Origin of the sequence: Aquincola sp. J276 (assembly GCF_024700035.1) — a bacterium.
Taxonomy (GTDB): Bacteria; Pseudomonadota; Gammaproteobacteria; order Burkholderiales; family Burkholderiaceae_C; genus Aquincola; species Aquincola tertiaricarbonis.
The window spans coordinates 1,939,992-1,954,747 of sequence record NZ_JAJONC010000002.1; the positions used below are offsets into that span (position 1 = coordinate 1,939,992).

Consider the following 14,756-nt stretch of genomic DNA (forward strand, 5'->3'; position numbering starts at 1 on the left):
GTTGATACAGGCCCGGCTCGGCAACCTGCATACCCGGACGCAAGTGCTCAATAGGCCAGGCGGGCGAAGTAGGTGCGCTGGGCCGCCTCGCGCGCCTGGTGCAGGGTGTGGATGCCCATGGCCTGCAGCAGCGGCAGCAGCCGCAGGAACACCTCGGCGGTGAGCAGCGCATCGCCCAGCGCGCTGTGGCGGCCGGCCACCGGCAGGCCGAAGCGGGCGGCGATCGCCTCCAGCGCATGCGAGGGCTGGTGCGGATGCACCACCGCCGACAGCAGCAGCGTGTCCAGCACCGGCTGGTCGAACACGCAGCCGGTGGCGGCCTGCTGCAGCTGCAGGAATCGCATGTCGAAGGCGGCGTTGTGGGCCACCAGCACCGTGTCCTGCGCGAAGCGGTGGAAGGCCGGCAGCACCTGCCCGATGGCGGGCTGGCCGCGCACCCGCTCGGGCGTGATGCCGTGGATGGCAATGCCGGCCTCGGGGATGGGCCGCTGCGGATCGACCAGCTGCTCGAAGCTCTCCGCCCGGCGCAGCTTGGCGCCGGTGATGCGGGTCGCTCCGATCTGCAGGATGGCATCGCCCTGCGAGGGCTGGAGGCCGGTGGTCTCGGTATCGAACACGGTGTAGGCAAGCTCGGCCAGCGGCCGGTGTTCCAGCGCCTGGTGCTGCGGGCTGTGCTGGAAGAGGTCGAAGTCGTAGAACTCGGGCCGGCCGCCGACCACCAGCGGCAGCGCCTCGGCCAGCGGCGTGGGCGGCGGCGCCGACAGCGGCAGCAGCAGCCGGAAGAAGGCCTGGTGGCGCACCCGCTCGCGCTCGAACCAGAACTCGGCGCCGTGGCGGTCCAGCACCTCGCGCAGGCTCAGCGGGCTGGTGTCGCCGCCGATGCGCATGGGGTCCAGCTCCCAGCTCATGACCGTCTCGGCGCTCAGGGCCTGGCCGCCCCACAGCAGGTCCAGCTGGGCATGGCCGGTGTCGGCGCGCTGCAGGCGCAGCTGCACCATGCGCACCTGGAATTCGTCGGCCAGGCGGCCGGCCAGGTAGTGCAGGGCGGTGAGCAGGGCATAGCTGTCCACCTGCAGCCACAGCATCTCGTCCACGGCCTGCAAGCCCACGTGCAGGCCCAGACGGTCCGCCAGCCGGCGCTGGGCGGCAGCCACCAGGTCGGCGCCGCGCATCTCCTCCATCGGCCAGCGGGTCCGCACGCCTTCCTGCGCGCGGGCGGCCAGCTCGGTGATGCGGCGGCCCAGCGTGCCCACCTCCTCGTGGATCACCGCCACGAAGCGCTGCCGCAGGCCCGCGTCCAGGCCGCCGTCGTCCAGCATCTCGGCGGCCGCGCGCAGGTTGGCCAATGGGCCGCGCTGGCCCTCGGTCAGCTGGTGCAGCAGGCGGTCGCGCAGCGCGCCCTGCTCGAACTCGTCGGTCACGTCGTCCACCATCAGCACGAAGCCGGCGATGGTCTGCAGCCCCTCGCCGCCCTGCGGCCCGGCATCCCGCACCGGCGCCACCTGCACGCGCAGCAGGCGGCCGGTGGCGGCCACGGTGACGAACTGCGCGGAGGCGGCGGCATCGCCCCGCAGCAGCCGGGCGCGGATGGTGTCCAGCGCATGGGCCAGCAGCGGCTGCTCCAGCACCGCGTGGATGGACCGGCCCAGCCCCAGCAGCTCGGCGCCGCCGGCCAGCGCCGGCGTGCCGGACAGGTCGCGGAACAGCAGCCGCGCGCGCTGGTTGTACAGCAGCACCCGGCCGTCCAGGTTGCACACCACCACGCTTTGGGTCAGCTCGGACATCAGCGCGGCCAGGCGGTTGCGTTCCAGCTCCATCTCCAGGCTGGCCAGGCGCACCTGCTCGGCCACGTCCTGCCGCAGCGCCTCGCGCTGGCGCACCAGCTCGTCGATGGCCGTGGCCAGCGCGCGCAGCGCCGACCCGCCCTCGCCGTCGATGGTCTGCAGCGACGCACTCGCCTGGGCCGGCGCCTGCACGCGGATGCGGGCCTGCTCGGCCAGGCGCTGCAGCGCGTCGGCCCGCGGCAGCAGCCAGCGCTGCACGCCGGCCGCCACTGCCGCCGCGGCCAGCAGCACGGCGCCGCCCAGCAAGGGCAGCCGCGGGCCCAGCACCGGCGCCACCGCGGCGCGCTCGGCGGCCGACAGCGTGGCCCAGAGCAGGCCGCCTGTCGACAGCAGCCAGGCCAGCAGCGCCAGCCCGGCGCCGGCCACACCGGCCCACAGCGCCTGGCGCGGCTTCATGGCGCAGGGCCGAGCAGCGCCCTCACCCGCTGCACCAGCTCGCGGGTGGAAAAAGGCTTGGTCATGTAGCCGTCGGCGCCCAGGGCCAGGCCCTTGGCCACGTCGGTGTCGCGGCCCTTGGCGGTGAGCAGCAGGATGCGCGGCCGGCCGCCGTGGCCTTCGGCGCGCAGCGCCTGGCAGACCTCGAAACCGCTCCTGCGCGGCATCATCACGTCCAGCAGCAGCAGGTCGGGGCAATCGGCGGCCACCGCGTCCAGCGCCTCCTGGCCGTCGCGCGCCAGGCGCACGTCGAAGCCTTCGCGCTTCATCAGGTAGTCCAGGGTGATGAGGATGTTGGGCTCGTCATCGGCGATCAGGATCTTGTGGCGCATGGCGTGTCTCCGGCGGCGGCGGGGCTTGCGCCCCGCGCTGCCAAGGTAGCGTGAAGCGGAAGCACGCGCCTTGACCTGTGTCGGGCTCCAGCCAGATGCGCCCGCCGTGATGCGCCACGATCTCGCGGCAGATGGGCAGGCCCAGGCCGGTGCCCTGCACACGCGGGTCCCCGCCGCCGGCGCTGCCCTGGCGGAACTTCTCGAACACCAGCTCCCGCTCCGCGGCGGGCACGCCGGGGCCGTCGTCGGCCACGCTGAAGGTGGCGCCCCGGGCATCGGCCTGCAGCGCCAGCCGCACCTGGCCGCGGCCGGCGGGCGCGAACTTGGCGGCATTCGACAGCAGGTTCACCAGCACCTGCATCAGCCGGTCGGGGTCGGCGACGAGCGGCGGCAGCGGGTCGGGCGGCAGCGCCAGCGACAGCCGCACGCCGCGTTCGCGCAGCAGCTCGGCCACCGCGTCGGCCGAGCGCTGCGCCAGCGCCCTGAGGTCCACGTCTTCCTCCAGCCACCGGGCATGGCCGCTCTCGATCTTGGCCAGGTCCAGCACCTGGTTGACCAGCCGCGACAGCCGCTGCGCCTCGTCCACCACGATGCCCAGGAACTGCTGGCGCTGCGCCTCGGGCATGCCAGGTTCGTCGCGCATCAGCTCGGCCAGGCCGCGGATGGCGGTCAGCGGGGTGCGCAGCTCATGCGTCACCGACGACATGAAATCGTCCTTCAGTCGGTCCAGGCTCTGCAGCTGCTGGTTGGCCGCGCGCAGCCGCGTGGCCTCCTCCACGATGCGCAGGACGTCGTCGGCGGCCAGTGCCTCCTCCTGCACCGCGCGCGCCACCACCACCCGCGCCGATGCACTGCCGATGGCGCCGGCCAGCTCGGTCTGCACCAGGTGCACCAGGCCGGCATCGGGCACCAGCGCGGCCAGGTCGGCCACGCCCTGCCCGGCCGCATGCCGCATGAACAGCGCACGCGCCCGGGCCTCGCCAAGGAAGCGGCCGGCCAGCGCCAGCAGGTCGTGCACCCGGGCCTGGCCGCGCCAGAACAGCGGCGCCTGCGGACCGGCCGGCGCGCCGGTGCGGCTGAACACGTCGACGAACAGCACCGCCTGCGCCAGCTCCTGCGCCCCGGGCCGCCGCGCCAGCGACACGCCGACGAACAGCGCCGCATTGGCCAGCAGGCTCCAGAACAGCGAATGCGTGAGGTTGTCCAGCCCGGCCAGGCCGAACAGCTGCTCCGGCCGCAGCAGCGCCAGGCCGGCCGGGCCGTGCTGCAGGAAGCCATCGGCCAGCCAGCCCGAGCGCGCCAGCGAAGGCAGCATCAGCGTGTACAGCCACAGGCCGAAGCCCGCCGCCAGCCCGGCCAGCGCGCCGCCGCGGGTGGCGCCGCGCCAGTACATGCCGCCCAGCAGCGCCGGCGCGCACTGCGCCACTGCGGCAAAGCTGATGAGACCGATGCTCACCAGCGCCTGGGCCTCGCCGGCCAGCCGCATGTACAGCCAGCCCAGCAGCAGCAGGGCCACGATGGCCGCGCGGCGGATGGCCAGCAGCCACCCGCTCAGGTCGGCCGCATGCGCCCAGCGGCGGCTGCGCAGCAGCAGCGGCAGCACCAGGTCGTTGCACACCATGGTGCTGACGGCGGTGGCCTCCACGATCACCATGCCGGTGGCGGCCGACAGACCGCCCACGAAGGCCAGCAGCGCCAGCGCCGGCTGCCCGGCGGCCAGCGGCAGGCTCAGCACGAAGCCGTCGGGCGAGGCCTGCGGCTGTCCCGCCCCGGCGAAGTGCATCAGCCCGCCCAGCGCGATGGGCAGCACGAACAGGTTGATGAGCAGCAGGTAGGCCGGAAAGGCCCAGGCCGCGCGGCGCAGGTGCCGCTCGTCCACGTTCTCCAGCACCATCACCTGGAACTGCCGCGGCAGGAACAGCACCGACAGCGCCGACAGCACCGTGAGCGCCAGCCACTGCCCGTAGGCCAGCGGCTGGCTCGGCCCCAGCGTGAGCAGCCGCGCCAGCGCGGGCTGCTGCAGCGCCCGCGCGAACAGGTCGGCCGGCCCGCCGAACAGGCCCCAGGTGACGAACACGCCCACCGCCACGAAGGCCAGCAGCTTGACCAGCGACTCCACCGCGATGGCCAGCACCATGCCCTCGTGGCGCTCGGCGCTGCCCGGCTGGCGGGTGCCGAACACCATGGTGAAGCCGGCCAGCGCCAGCGCCACCGCCAGCGTGCCGTCGCGCCACCAGGGCGACAGCGGCGCAGCCGCCGTGCCGCCCGGCTGCGTGAGCAGCGCATGGCCGGTGGCCACCGCCTTCAGCTGCAGCGCGATGTAGGGCACGATGCCCACCAGGGTGACCAGCGTCACCAGCCCGGCCAGCAGCGGGCTGTGGCCATAGCGGCTGGCGATGAAGTCGGCGATGGAGCTGATGCGGTAGCTGCGCGCGATGCGGATCATCTTGCGCACCACCAGCCAGGCCAGCACCATGGCCAGCATGGGGCCGAGGTACACCGGCAGGAAGGCCATGCCGGCCGAGGCCGCCCGGCCCACGCTGCCGTAGTAGGTCCATGCGGTGCAGTACACCGCCAGCGACAGCGTGTACACGCCGGCATGGCCCACCACCGAGCGGCCCTGCCGCGCCCGCGCGTCGCCCCAGGCCGCCACCAGGCACAGCAGCAACAGGTAGGCGGCCGAGGCCGCCAGCACCAGTGCCGGCGCCAGCATGGTGGTTCAGTCCCGTTCCATCAGCCAGGCCAGCAGCGCGATGAGCAGCGCCCACAGGCCGAACAGCATGGCCGGGAACAGCGGCAGACCCAGCACCAGCACCGGGTGGTCCCACAGCGCCAGCAGCGGATAGTTGAACAGCAGCAGCGCCGCCACGGCCAGGGCCGGCAGGCGCTGGCTGCGCAGGTCGGCCGGCGGGCGGGGCGGGCTGTCGAGGGGATCGGCGGACATGGGGCGGGCGGCGCGCTTTGCACCGTGCAGGCCACTGTGGTGCGCACCGCTTACACCAGCCTGAAGCAGGCGGCCTTGTTATCGTGGGGCATGCCCACGCCCACCTATCCATCCGCCGACGATCCGGCCGCCGCCGAGCTGCAGGCCGACGGCCTGCGCCTGCGGCCGCTGCGGCCCGAGCATGCGGAGGCGATGTACCCGGTGCTGGCCGACCCGGCGATCTACACCCACCTGGACTACGGCCCGCCGCCCTCGCTGGGCTACCTGCGCGAGGTGTTCACGCAGCTGGCGCAAGGCGGGTCCGCCGATGGCACCGAGGTGTGGCTGAACTGGGTGGTGTGGGTAACCGGCCCACAAGGCGGGGAGGAAGCGGCCGGCTACGTGCAGGCCACGGTGATCGCGCCGGGCACCTGCTGGGTGGCCTATGTGTTCGGCAGCCGCTTCCACGGCCGCGGCATCGCGCGGCGCGCCACGGCGGCCATGGTGGAGCACCTGCATGCGCACTGCGGCATCACGCTGCTGCTGGCATCGGCCGAGGCGGCGCATGGCCGCTCAATCCACCTGATGCAGCAGCTGGGCATGCGCCCGGCCACGCCGGAGGAGGCCGCGCCGCTGGGGCTGCGGCCTTCGGAGGTCTTGTACCTGCGGGTGCTGCCGCCGGTGTGAGCCGCCGGATGACCGGCCGCACAAAGCAAAGGGCCACCGTGGGGTGGCCCTTCTCGCTACCGGGCGTGCCAGCGTCATGCTGGAACGACGGGGTCTTGGCGCCGGTCACGGGTTCCGGGATTCCGCCCAATGGTGCGGTCGGTTGTTCGCCTCGTTCAGCTGTGCATTGTGCTGACCTGGCGCCGGCCTGATCGCAGGAACAGGCCGGTTGCCGACGTGCTGTTTGATGCCGCCGCCGCGTAGGACGGCACCTACAGGCCTTCGCGCGCACGTCCGGTGGCGGAACGAAAAACCGCGCGCGAGCATCTCACCCATCGATCTTTGGTCGGAATCAGGAGTCACCCATGACACAGCACGCAGAGATCGTCGGCGAAGTCTTCTACCGTGAAGGCGACGGCGCGCAGATCGCCATCCGCCCCGGCCCCATCGAGGTGGAATTCACCGAGCGGGACGCCACCCTCAGCTGGGAAGAAGGCGAGGCCCGCGGCCTCACCGCCATGCCGTTGACCGACTACAAGCGCTACGTCGCCGAAGGCGCGATACGCACCCAGGAAGCGCCGGCCGCATGACGCACGGCGGGTAAGCTCCGGCCCGTCCCGGCCGGCGCCTGCCCGCAGGCATGGCAGGCCGCAGCGTGCGGCCGCCTGGCCGGTGGCCATCCCACCTTCCAGGAGTGTTTGCCATGCGTCTCGCCCTTGCCGCCCTCCCCTTGCTGGCGGCCGCCCTCGCGGCACCGGCCGCCGCCCTTGCCGCCGATGCGGTGAAGGTGGGCTTCATCAGCACGCTGTCGGGGCCCGGCGCCGCGCTGGGCATCGACATCCGCGACGGCTTCAACCTGGCGCTCAAGCACACCGGCAACCAGCTCGGCGGCCGGCCCGCCGAAGTGATCGTCGCCGACGACCAGCAAAGCCCCGACGTCGCGCGCCAGCTGGCCGACCGCATGCTCAAGCGCGACAAGGTCGACTTCATGACCGGCATCGTGTTCTCCAATGTGATGCTGGCGGTGGGCCCGCCCACCTTCGCGGCCAGGACCTTCTACCTCAGCGCCAATGCCGGCCTGTCGCAGTACGCGGGGGACCAGTGCAACCCGTACTTCTTCAGCGTCAGCTACCAGAACGACAACCAGCACGAGGCGGTGGGCAAGACGGTGCAGGACAAGGGCTTCAAGAAAGTGGCCCTGCTGGCGCCCAACTACCCGGCGGGCAAGGATGCGCTCACCGGCTTCAAGCGCTTCTACAAGGGCGAGGTGGTGCAGGAGATCTACACCCGGCTGGGCCAGCTGGACTATGCGGCCGAGCTGGCCCAGGTGCGTGCGGCCAAGCCCGAGGCGATGTACATCTTCCTGCCGGGCGGCATGGGCATCAACTTCGTCAAGCAGTACGTGGCCTCGGGCATGTCCAAGGACGCCACCCTGTTCGGCCCCGGCTTCTCGGCCGACGAGGACGTGATCGGCGCCGTGGGCGAACCGATGCTGGGCATGTTCAACACCTCGCAGTGGGCGCACGACCTGGACAACGCGGCCAACAAGCGCTTCGTGGCCGACTTCCAGAAGGCCTACGGCCGGCTGCCCACGCTGTACGCGTCGCAAGGCTATGACGCCGCGATGCTGATGGACGCGGCGGTGCGCGACGCCAAGGGCAAGCTCGACGACAAGCAGGCACTGCGGCAGGCACTGAAGGCGGCCCGGTTCAGCTCGGTGCGCGGCGGCTTCCGCTTCGGCGCCAACCAGTACCCGGTGCAGGACTACCACCTGCGGGTGGTCACCAGGGACGGCCAGGGCCGCATCACCAACCGCACGCTGGGCACCGTGTTCAAGAACCACGTGGACGCCTACGCCAGCGCCTGCAGGATGTCGTGAGCGCGACGCTGCTGGCGGAGCAGGCCCTCAACGGCCTGCAGTTCGGGTTGATGCTGTTCCTGCTGGCCGCCGGGCTGACGCTGGTGTTCGGCATCATGGACATGATCAACCTGGCCCATGGCTCGCTGTACATGGTGGGCGCGTACCTCACCGCCGCGGCCACGCAGGCCAGCGGCTCCTTCCTGCTGGGGCTGGGTGCCGGCATCGCGGGCACGGCCCTGTTCGGCGTGGCGCTGGAGCTGGCGGTGCTGCGGCGCCTCTACCAACGCGACCACCTCTCCCAGGTGCTGGGCACCTTCGCCATCCTGCTGATGTGCAACGAAGCGGTGCGCATGCTGTGGGGGCCGCAGCCGCTGATGCTGAACCTGCCCGCGGCGGTGGCCGGGCCGGTCGAGCTGTGGCCGGGCTTCAGCTACCCGGCCTTCCGGCTGGTGATCATCGCCGCCGGCCTGCTGGTGGCGCTGGGGCTGTACCTGGTGATCACGCGCACGCGCATCGGCATGCAGGTGCGCGCCGGTGCCAGCCACCGCGAGATGGCGATGGCCATGGGTGCCGACGTCAAGCGGCTGTTCACGCTGGTGTTCGCGGCCGGTGCCGCGCTGTGCGCCCTGGCCGGCGGCCTGCTGGGCCCGCTGCTGGCGGTGCAGGTGGGCATGGGCGAAAGCATCCTGATCCTGGCCTTCGTGGTGGTGGTGATCGGCGGCATCGGCTCGGTGCGCGGCGCCCTGGTGGGCGCGCTGCTGGTGGGCATGGTGGACACCGTGGGCCGCAGCTTCGTGCCCTGGGCGCTGGCCGGACTGCTCGGCCCCGCGGCCGCGTCCGGCGCCGGGCCGGCGCTGGCATCCATCCTGATCTACCTGCTGATGGCGGCCGTGCTGTTCTGGAAGCCGCAGGGGCTGTTTCCGGCGCGGGGGTAGCGGGGGCTGGGGGGCGGCGGGTCGGGGTGCCAGATCATCTCGCGGCTGCCCAGCCTGGATACCGCCAACCCGGCCTCGTCGTCGGGCAGGCTGAACAGCAGCGTGCCATCGGGCGCCAGCACGTGGCTGCCGCCCAGGCCCCTGCCGTCCGGTGTGTTCAGCGCATGGGGCCAGTTGCATTGCACCAGGTGCGCCGCGCTGTGGCGGGCCAGTGCCTGGGGCAGCGGCAGGTAAGCCGTCTCGGGTGGCTGCGGCCGCTGGGTGACGATGCTGGGCCAGAGCAGCAGGTCCAGCATGCCCGGCGGGTACTGCTGCTGCGGCGCCATCAGCCGACCGCTTCACTTTTTGCGTCTGGACAGACCCGCCACCGGCGGTGCTGTGCATAGTGGGCCGATGCCAGCCGATGCCGACTCCCTCCCCGCCGCCACCGCCCGCGTGCTTGCGCTGCAGGCATGGCTGCAGGCCACCGAAGGCGGGCCGGTGCAGCTGGTGGAAACGCACATCTCCTGGGTGCTGCTCACCGCCACGCAGGCCTTCAAGCTGAAGAAGCCGCTGCAGCTGTCCTTCGTCGATTGCGCCACGCTGGCGCGGCGGCGCTTCTGCGCCGAAGAGGAGCTGCGCCTGAACGGCCGCCTGGCGCCGGAGATCTACCTCGGCCTGCTCGAGGTGCACGCCACCCCTGCCGGCCCGGTGCTGGGCGATGCCCCGGGGCCGGTGGTGGACGTGGCGGTGCAGATGCGCCGCTTCGACGACGCGGCGCTGTGGAGCACCCGCGTGGCCGCCGGCACCCTGCTTCCTGCGCATGTGGATGCGCTGGCGGCGCGGCTGGTGGCCTTTCATGCCGAGGCCGCAGCGGCACCGGCGGACGGACCCTGGGGCACGCCGCAGGCGCTGAACGAGGTGATGGGCCGGCTGGTTGCGGGCCTGGACGCCGCCGAGCAGGCCGCCACCGTGAGCCACTGGCCGCCGCTGCGCGCCTGGCTCCGGCAGCAGCTGGCTGCACTGGCACCGCAGTTCGAGGCTCGCCTGCAGGCCGGCCGCGTGCGCGAGGGCCATGGCGACCTGCACCTGGCCAACCTGCTGGCCTTCGATCGCCCCACGCCCGCCGCCACCGCCTTCGACGGCATCGACTTCGACCCCGCGCTGCGCTGGGTGGACGTGATGCACGACATCGCCTTCGTGGTGATGGACCTGCTGGCGCATGGCGCACCGGCGCTGGCCTGGCGCTTCCTCGATGCCTGGCTGCAGGCCGGCGGCGATCACGAGGGCCTGCCGCTGCTGCGCTTCTACCTGGTCAGCCGCGCGCTGGTGCGGGCCCAGGTGGCGGTGCTGCAGGCTGCGCAGGGCCGGGCCGGCCCCGCAGGCTGCGACATGGCCGGCTACCTGGGCCTGGCGCACCGCCTGGCCTTCGGTGAGGACGCCCGGCTGGCGCTGATGCACGGCCTGCCGGCCAGCGGCAAGAGCCAGCTGGCCGAAGCCCTGCTGCAGGCCGCCGGCGCGGTGCGCCTGCGCTCCGACGTCGAGCGCAAGCGGCTGCACGGCCTGGGTCCGCTGGCCGACTCTCGCCGCGCCGGCCTGGACCTCTACGGGCCCGACGCGCACCGCCGCACCTATGCGCGGCTGCACGCGCTGGCCGAAACCGCGCTGCGCGCCGGCTGGCCGGTCATCGTCGATGCGGCCTTCCTGCGCCGGGACGAACGCCTGCGCTTCATCGCGCTGGCCCGCTCGCTGGGCATGCCGGTGGCGCTGATCGACTGCCAGGCGCCGATGCCGGTGCTGCGCCGGCGCATCGCCCACCGCCTGGCCAGCGGCGGCGATCCTTCCGAGGCCGATGAAGCGGTGCTGGCAAAGCTGGCCACGCTGGCCGAGCCGCTGGCGCCCGACGAAGGCGCGCCCTGCCTGCCGGTGGACACCACGCAGCCGCCCTGCCCTGCCGACCTGGCCGCACGCTGGCAAGCCCTGCGCTGAGGCCGACGCGGCACGCCCCGCCGCTGCTTGCGCCAGATCAAGCAGCCGCCCGCAGCCGCGCCGAACAATGCCCGCAACACCGCCGCACCAGGAGCCTTCCATGACCTACCGCAGCATGCTCGTGTTGCTCGACCAGGACCCGCTGTGCGCGGCCCGCATCGACGTGGCCATCCGCCTGGCGCGCAGCTTCGAGGCCCACCTGGTGGGCCTGGCGCCCACCGGCCTGATCGACGTGCCGGTGATGCCCGAGATCGGCGGCAACTTCGCCGAACTCACCGAGCTGGCCTGGACCGAGATGCGCAGCCGCGCGCACGCCGCCGCCGCTGGCATGCGCGAGGCCTGCGCCGCCGCTGGCCTGCCTTCCTTCGAGACGGTGGTGGACGAGAACGACGCCGCCGCCTCGCTGGTGCGCCATGCGCATTGCAGCGACCTGGCCATCGTCAGCCAGGCCGACCCGCGGGTCCGCGGCCATGCGGCGGTGCAGGCCATCGTCGAGCAGGCGGTGCTCTACAGTGCGCGGCCCACGCTGGTGCTGCCCTATGCCGGGCACTTCGATCCGGTGGGCCAGCGGGTGCTGGTGGCCTGGGACGACAGCCGCGAAGCCACCCGCGCCCTCACCGACGCGCTGCCGCTGCTGCGCCGCGCGCGCACGGTGGAGGTGGTGTGGTGGAACGAAGGCGGCATGGCCGACGACACGCCCGCGGCGCAGCACCGGTTGAAGTCACTGCAGCAGTGGCTGGCCTGGCAGGGCGTGATGGCCGACGTGGCGGTGGAGACCACCGACATTCCCATCGGCGAGGCGATGCTCTCCCGCGCGGCCGACCGCGGCAGCGACCTCATCGTGATGGGCGCCTACGGCCATGCACGCTGGGCCGAGAGCATGCTGGGCGGCGCCACGCGCAGCCTGCTGCTGACGATGACGGTGCCGGTGCTGATGTCCCATTGACCCCGGAGGGGCCCGATGACCTCGGCCCTGCAGTACCGCCGCGGGAACGTCTTCTTCTTCAGGTAGGCAGCGCGCGCACCAGCAGCACCGGCACCGGTGCCAGCCGCAGCACCTGCTCGGCATCGCTGCCCAGCAGCAGCCGGCCCACGCCGCGCCGGCCATGGGTGCCCAGCACGATGAGATCAGCCGGCCACTGCCGGGCTTCGGTGACCACCGCGTCGCACACGCGGGTGGCGAAGCGGTCGCACAGCACCGTATCCACCGGCACGCCGGCGGCCTGCACCCGGGCCGCGGACTCGCGCAGCACCGCTTCGCCGGCCTCGCGCATCAGCGGCACCACGTCGGCCATGAAGGCGGTGCCGGTCTCGAAGCCGCTGGCGAAGGTGAGCTCGTCCACCACATGCAGCAGCCGCAGGCGCCCCCGGGTCAGGCGCGCCAGCGCCACCGCTTCGTCCAGGCCGCGCAAGCCTGTGGGGCTGCCGTCGACCGGCACCAGGATGTGTTGATAGGACATGGCTTTCACCTGCAGCAGCCGAGGGCGGGCGGCCAGTGTGGATTGCGCGCCGGCGCCAGCCCTTGATGCCGGTCAAGCGCGGCACGGCAGCCGGCGTGCAGCCGCGGCGGCACGGCCTACAGTGCAGGCACATCCATCCACCACCCGGAGCACACATGACCAACGTTTCCCAGGAACACGCGATGCAGGACCGCATCACCGAAGGGCTGCGCCATGCGGTGGACGAGGCGGATGCGCTGATCAAGGGCGGCCTGAAGCAGGGCGATGCCGAGGCACAGGCCTTGCGCGACCGCCTGGCCGCGCGCCTGGCCCGCAGCCGCGAGCAGCTGCAGGAGCTGGAGGAGGTGGCGATGTACCGCGCCCGCCGCGCCGCCCGGCTGGTGGACGAGCAGGTGCACAGCCATCCGTATGCGGCCGTGGGCGTGGCCGCCGCGGTGGGCGTGATCGCCGGGCTGCTGGTCGCGCTGTCCCGCCGCCGCTGAGTGCCTCACGGACCGGGCCGGCATGCGGGCGCGCCGGCTCAAGTCGGGCCCGGGCGGGCCGATGACAGGCCTTCCTGAGCTCGAACGCGGCGCTCGCGCACCGCGTCCCGAACCGTGCCCGCCGTACCTCCGCCCCTGCCCCTTTCCGCGCCGCTGCGTGCCCACCGCGCGGCGCCGGCCCGCATCATCGGCGGAGGCCGCGGTTGAAGCCGCTGGTGGAGGCGCTGGAGCGCCGCCTGGCACTGGAGCGCGCCGCCCGCAAGCAGGCGCAGGCCGAGCTGGCCGAGGCCCGTGCCCGGCTGGACCGGGTGGTGGCCGAGCAGGAGGAAACCATCCGCGCGCGCACCGGGGAGCTGCGCCAGGCGCGTGACGAGGCCCTGGCCGCCAGCAGCGCGAAGAGCGCCTTCCTGGCCAACATGAGCCATGAGATCCGCACGCCGCTGACCTCCATCATCGGCTTTGCCGAGCTGCTGATGCAGCCGGTGGCCAACCCGGTGGACCGCGAGGAGGCGCTGCGCACCATCATCCGCAATGGCCGGCACCTGCTGGACGTGATCAACGACATCCTCGACCTGGCCAAGATCGAGACGCAGCAGGTGGACCTGGAGCAGATCGACCTGCCGCTGCCGCTGCTGCTGCGCGACATCAATGCGCTGGTGTCGGGCCGGGCGGCCGAGCGCTCGCTGGCCTTCCAGGTGCAGCCCTTCCTGCCGCTGCCGCCGGTGCTGCGCACCGACCCCGTGCGGCTGAAGCAGATCCTGCTGAACTTCATCAGCAATGCCATCAAGTTCACGCCGCGTGGCAGCGTGACGCTGGAGCTGCACTACGACGCCGAGGAGCCCGCCATGCGCTTTGCGGTGGTGGACACCGGCATCGGCATGTCCGAGGCGCAGCAGGCGAGGCTGTTCCAGCCCTTCTCGCAGGCCGACCTGACCACCACCCGCAAGTTCGGCGGCACCGGCCTGGGCCTGTACATCTCGCACCAGCTGGCGGGCCTGCTGGGCGGGCGCATCAGCGTGCAGAGCCAGCCGCAGGCGGGCAGCCGCTTCGAGCTGGTGATGCCGCTGGCCGCGCCGGTGCCGCGCGCCGAGCTGCTGACGATGGAAGGCGACCTGCTGTACTGGGGCCGCGGTGATTTCGAGATCACCTCCATCGCCGTGCCCGAGCTGGCCGGCCGCGTGCTGCTGGCCGAGGACGGTGCGGACAACCAGCGCCTGCTCAGCGCCTTCCTGCGCCAGGCCGGCCTGGCGGTGACGGTGGCCGCCAACGGCAAGGACGCGGTGACGCTGGCGCTGCGCCAGGACTTCGACCTGATCCTGATGGACATGCAGATGCCGGTGATGGACGGCGAGACCGCCACCCGCCAGCTGCGCGCCAGCCGCTGCAAGACCCGCATAGTGGCACTGACGGCCAACGTGATGAAGGCCGACGTGCAGCGCTACCACGAGGCCGGCTGCAACGACGTGCTGGCCAAGCCCGTGGACCGCGAGCGCTTCTACCAGGTGATCGGCGAGCACCTGGGCGTGGCCTACGAGGACGATGCCCAGGAAGCCGCCTTCCAGGCCGAGATGGCCGAGCTGCACCAGGCCTTCCGCGCCGGCCTGCCGGCGCAGATCCAGGGCATGCGCGATGCGCTGCGTGCGAGCGACTGGCAGGCCCTGGGCCGGCTGGTGCACGTGCTGCGCGGCACCGCCGGCTCCTTCGGCCATGCGCACCTGACCGAGCGCGCCACCGAGGTGGAGCTGGCGCTGCGCGCCGGCCATCCGGTGCGTGCGGCGGTGCTGTGCGAAGGACTGCTGCTGGAAGCCGCGGCGGTGCTGCGGCGGGTGCCGGCCTGAAGCGCCGGCGGC

At 72.7% G+C, this 14,756-nt stretch carries 14 protein-coding genes; 8 read left to right on the plus strand and 6 right to left on the minus strand.

Annotated elements, in window-relative coordinates; translation table 11 throughout:
• Positions 1-47: 47 nt before the first annotated feature.
• The 4 genes from LRS14_RS26900 to LRS14_RS26915 are packed head-to-tail and all read right to left on the minus strand — an operon-like array spanning position 48 to position 5,555.
• Positions 48-2,240 (minus strand): exonuclease domain-containing protein, encoded by a 2,193-nt coding sequence (locus LRS14_RS26900; protein ID WP_257801774.1) that lies wholly within the window; start codon positions 2,238-2,240, stop codon positions 48-50.
• Positions 2,237-2,611, minus strand: coding sequence for a response regulator transcription factor (locus LRS14_RS26905; protein WP_046116346.1), 375 nt, complete (start codon positions 2,609-2,611; stop codon positions 2,237-2,239). Before LRS14_RS26905 ends, LRS14_RS26900 begins: the two co-directional genes overlap by 4 nt.
• Positions 2,583-5,324, minus strand: a complete 2,742-nt coding sequence (locus LRS14_RS26910; RefSeq protein WP_257801775.1) for a sensor histidine kinase — start codon at positions 5,322-5,324, stop codon at positions 2,583-2,585. Before LRS14_RS26910 ends, LRS14_RS26905 begins: the two co-directional genes overlap by 29 nt.
• A gap of 6 nt (positions 5,325-5,330) precedes the next feature.
• The gene (locus LRS14_RS26915) at positions 5,331-5,555 is read right to left on the minus strand and encodes a hypothetical protein (protein WP_046116258.1); all 225 of its coding nucleotides are present in this window, start codon (positions 5,553-5,555) and stop codon (positions 5,331-5,333) included.
• A gap of 39 nt (positions 5,556-5,594) precedes the next feature.
• On the opposite strand from LRS14_RS26915, the gene LRS14_RS26920 reads away from it, so the two are divergent.
• The 4 genes from LRS14_RS26920 to LRS14_RS26935 all read left to right on the plus strand — a co-directional run bounded on the left by LRS14_RS26920 (position 5,595) and on the right by LRS14_RS26935 (position 8,996).
• Complete coding sequence (locus tag LRS14_RS26920; protein ID WP_257801776.1) at positions 5,595-6,221, plus strand: GNAT family N-acetyltransferase; 627 nt, start codon at positions 5,595-5,597, stop codon at positions 6,219-6,221.
• 344 nt (positions 6,222-6,565) lie between these two features.
• Positions 6,566-6,790: a hypothetical protein gene (locus tag LRS14_RS26925; protein WP_046116257.1), complete on the plus strand. Its 225-nt coding sequence runs from the start codon at positions 6,566-6,568 to the stop codon at positions 6,788-6,790.
• Positions 6,791-6,903: 113 nt separating this feature from the next.
• Positions 6,904-8,079: an ABC transporter substrate-binding protein gene (locus LRS14_RS26930; RefSeq protein ID WP_257801777.1), complete on the plus strand. Its 1,176-nt coding sequence runs from the start codon at positions 6,904-6,906 to the stop codon at positions 8,077-8,079.
• On the plus strand, positions 8,076-8,996 hold the full coding sequence (locus LRS14_RS26935; protein ID WP_257801778.1) for a branched-chain amino acid ABC transporter permease: 921 nt from the start codon (positions 8,076-8,078) through the stop codon (positions 8,994-8,996). The genes LRS14_RS26930 and LRS14_RS26935 overlap by 4 nt, the downstream gene beginning before the upstream one ends.
• On the opposite strand, the gene LRS14_RS26940 is transcribed toward LRS14_RS26935, so the two are convergent.
• Positions 8,933-9,322, minus strand: coding sequence for a hypothetical protein (locus LRS14_RS26940; RefSeq protein ID WP_257801779.1), 390 nt, complete (start codon positions 9,320-9,322; stop codon positions 8,933-8,935). The genes LRS14_RS26935 and LRS14_RS26940 overlap by 64 nt on opposite strands.
• A gap of 67 nt (positions 9,323-9,389) precedes the next feature.
• On the opposite strand from LRS14_RS26940, the gene LRS14_RS26945 reads away from it, so the two are divergent.
• Positions 9,390-10,964: a bifunctional aminoglycoside phosphotransferase/ATP-binding protein gene (locus tag LRS14_RS26945; RefSeq protein WP_257801780.1), complete on the plus strand. Its 1,575-nt coding sequence runs from the start codon at positions 9,390-9,392 to the stop codon at positions 10,962-10,964.
• A 100-nt stretch (positions 10,965-11,064) separates the two neighbouring features.
• On the plus strand, positions 11,065-11,910 hold the full coding sequence (locus tag LRS14_RS26950) for a universal stress protein (protein ID WP_046116252.1): 846 nt from the start codon (positions 11,065-11,067) through the stop codon (positions 11,908-11,910).
• 58 nt (positions 11,911-11,968) lie between these two features.
• Here the strand turns inward: LRS14_RS26950 and LRS14_RS26955 are convergent, their stop codons facing one another.
• Entirely contained in the window at positions 11,969-12,424 is a 456-nt protein-coding gene (locus LRS14_RS26955) for a universal stress protein (protein ID WP_046116344.1), read from the minus strand.
• 155 nt (positions 12,425-12,579) lie between these two features.
• Here LRS14_RS26955 and LRS14_RS26960 point away from each other — a divergent pair, with 155 nt between their 5' ends.
• Both LRS14_RS26960 and LRS14_RS26965 read left to right on the plus strand, forming a co-directional pair.
• The gene (locus LRS14_RS26960) at positions 12,580-12,906 is read left to right on the plus strand and encodes a glycine zipper domain-containing protein (RefSeq protein ID WP_198157109.1); all 327 of its coding nucleotides are present in this window, start codon (positions 12,580-12,582) and stop codon (positions 12,904-12,906) included.
• Positions 12,907-13,109: 203 nt separating this feature from the next.
• On the plus strand, positions 13,110-14,744 hold the full coding sequence (locus tag LRS14_RS26965) for an ATP-binding protein (RefSeq protein ID WP_257801781.1): 1,635 nt from the start codon (positions 13,110-13,112) through the stop codon (positions 14,742-14,744).
• Positions 14,745-14,756: the final 12 nt, after the last annotated feature.

What these genes read in the sequence shown, in the direction of transcription:
- LRS14_RS26915 (WP_046116258.1), bottom strand. Translation starts at nt 5,555, where the DNA reads ATGTCCGCCGATCCCCTCGACAGCCCGCCCCGCCCGCCGGCCGACCTG.
- LRS14_RS26945 (WP_257801780.1), top strand. Translation starts at nt 9,390, where the DNA reads ATGCCAGCCGATGCCGACTCCCTCCCCGCCGCCACCGCCCGCGTGCTT.
- LRS14_RS26930 (WP_257801777.1), top strand. Translation starts at nt 6,904, where the DNA reads ATGCGTCTCGCCCTTGCCGCCCTCCCCTTGCTGGCGGCCGCCCTCGCG.
- LRS14_RS26940 (WP_257801779.1), bottom strand. Translation starts at nt 9,322, where the DNA reads ATGGCGCCGCAGCAGCAGTACCCGCCGGGCATGCTGGACCTGCTGCTC.
- LRS14_RS26955 (WP_046116344.1), bottom strand. Translation starts at nt 12,424, where the DNA reads ATGTCCTATCAACACATCCTGGTGCCGGTCGACGGCAGCCCCACAGGC.
- LRS14_RS26950 (WP_046116252.1), top strand. Translation starts at nt 11,065, where the DNA reads ATGACCTACCGCAGCATGCTCGTGTTGCTCGACCAGGACCCGCTGTGC.
- LRS14_RS26925 (WP_046116257.1), top strand. Translation starts at nt 6,566, where the DNA reads ATGACACAGCACGCAGAGATCGTCGGCGAAGTCTTCTACCGTGAAGGC.
- LRS14_RS26905 (WP_046116346.1), bottom strand. Translation starts at nt 2,611, where the DNA reads ATGCGCCACAAGATCCTGATCGCCGATGACGAGCCCAACATCCTCATC.
- LRS14_RS26910 (WP_257801775.1), bottom strand. Translation starts at nt 5,324, where the DNA reads ATGCTGGCGCCGGCACTGGTGCTGGCGGCCTCGGCCGCCTACCTGTTG.
- LRS14_RS26900 (WP_257801774.1), bottom strand. Translation starts at nt 2,240, where the DNA reads ATGAAGCCGCGCCAGGCGCTGTGGGCCGGTGTGGCCGGCGCCGGGCTG.
- LRS14_RS26960 (WP_198157109.1), top strand. Translation starts at nt 12,580, where the DNA reads ATGACCAACGTTTCCCAGGAACACGCGATGCAGGACCGCATCACCGAA.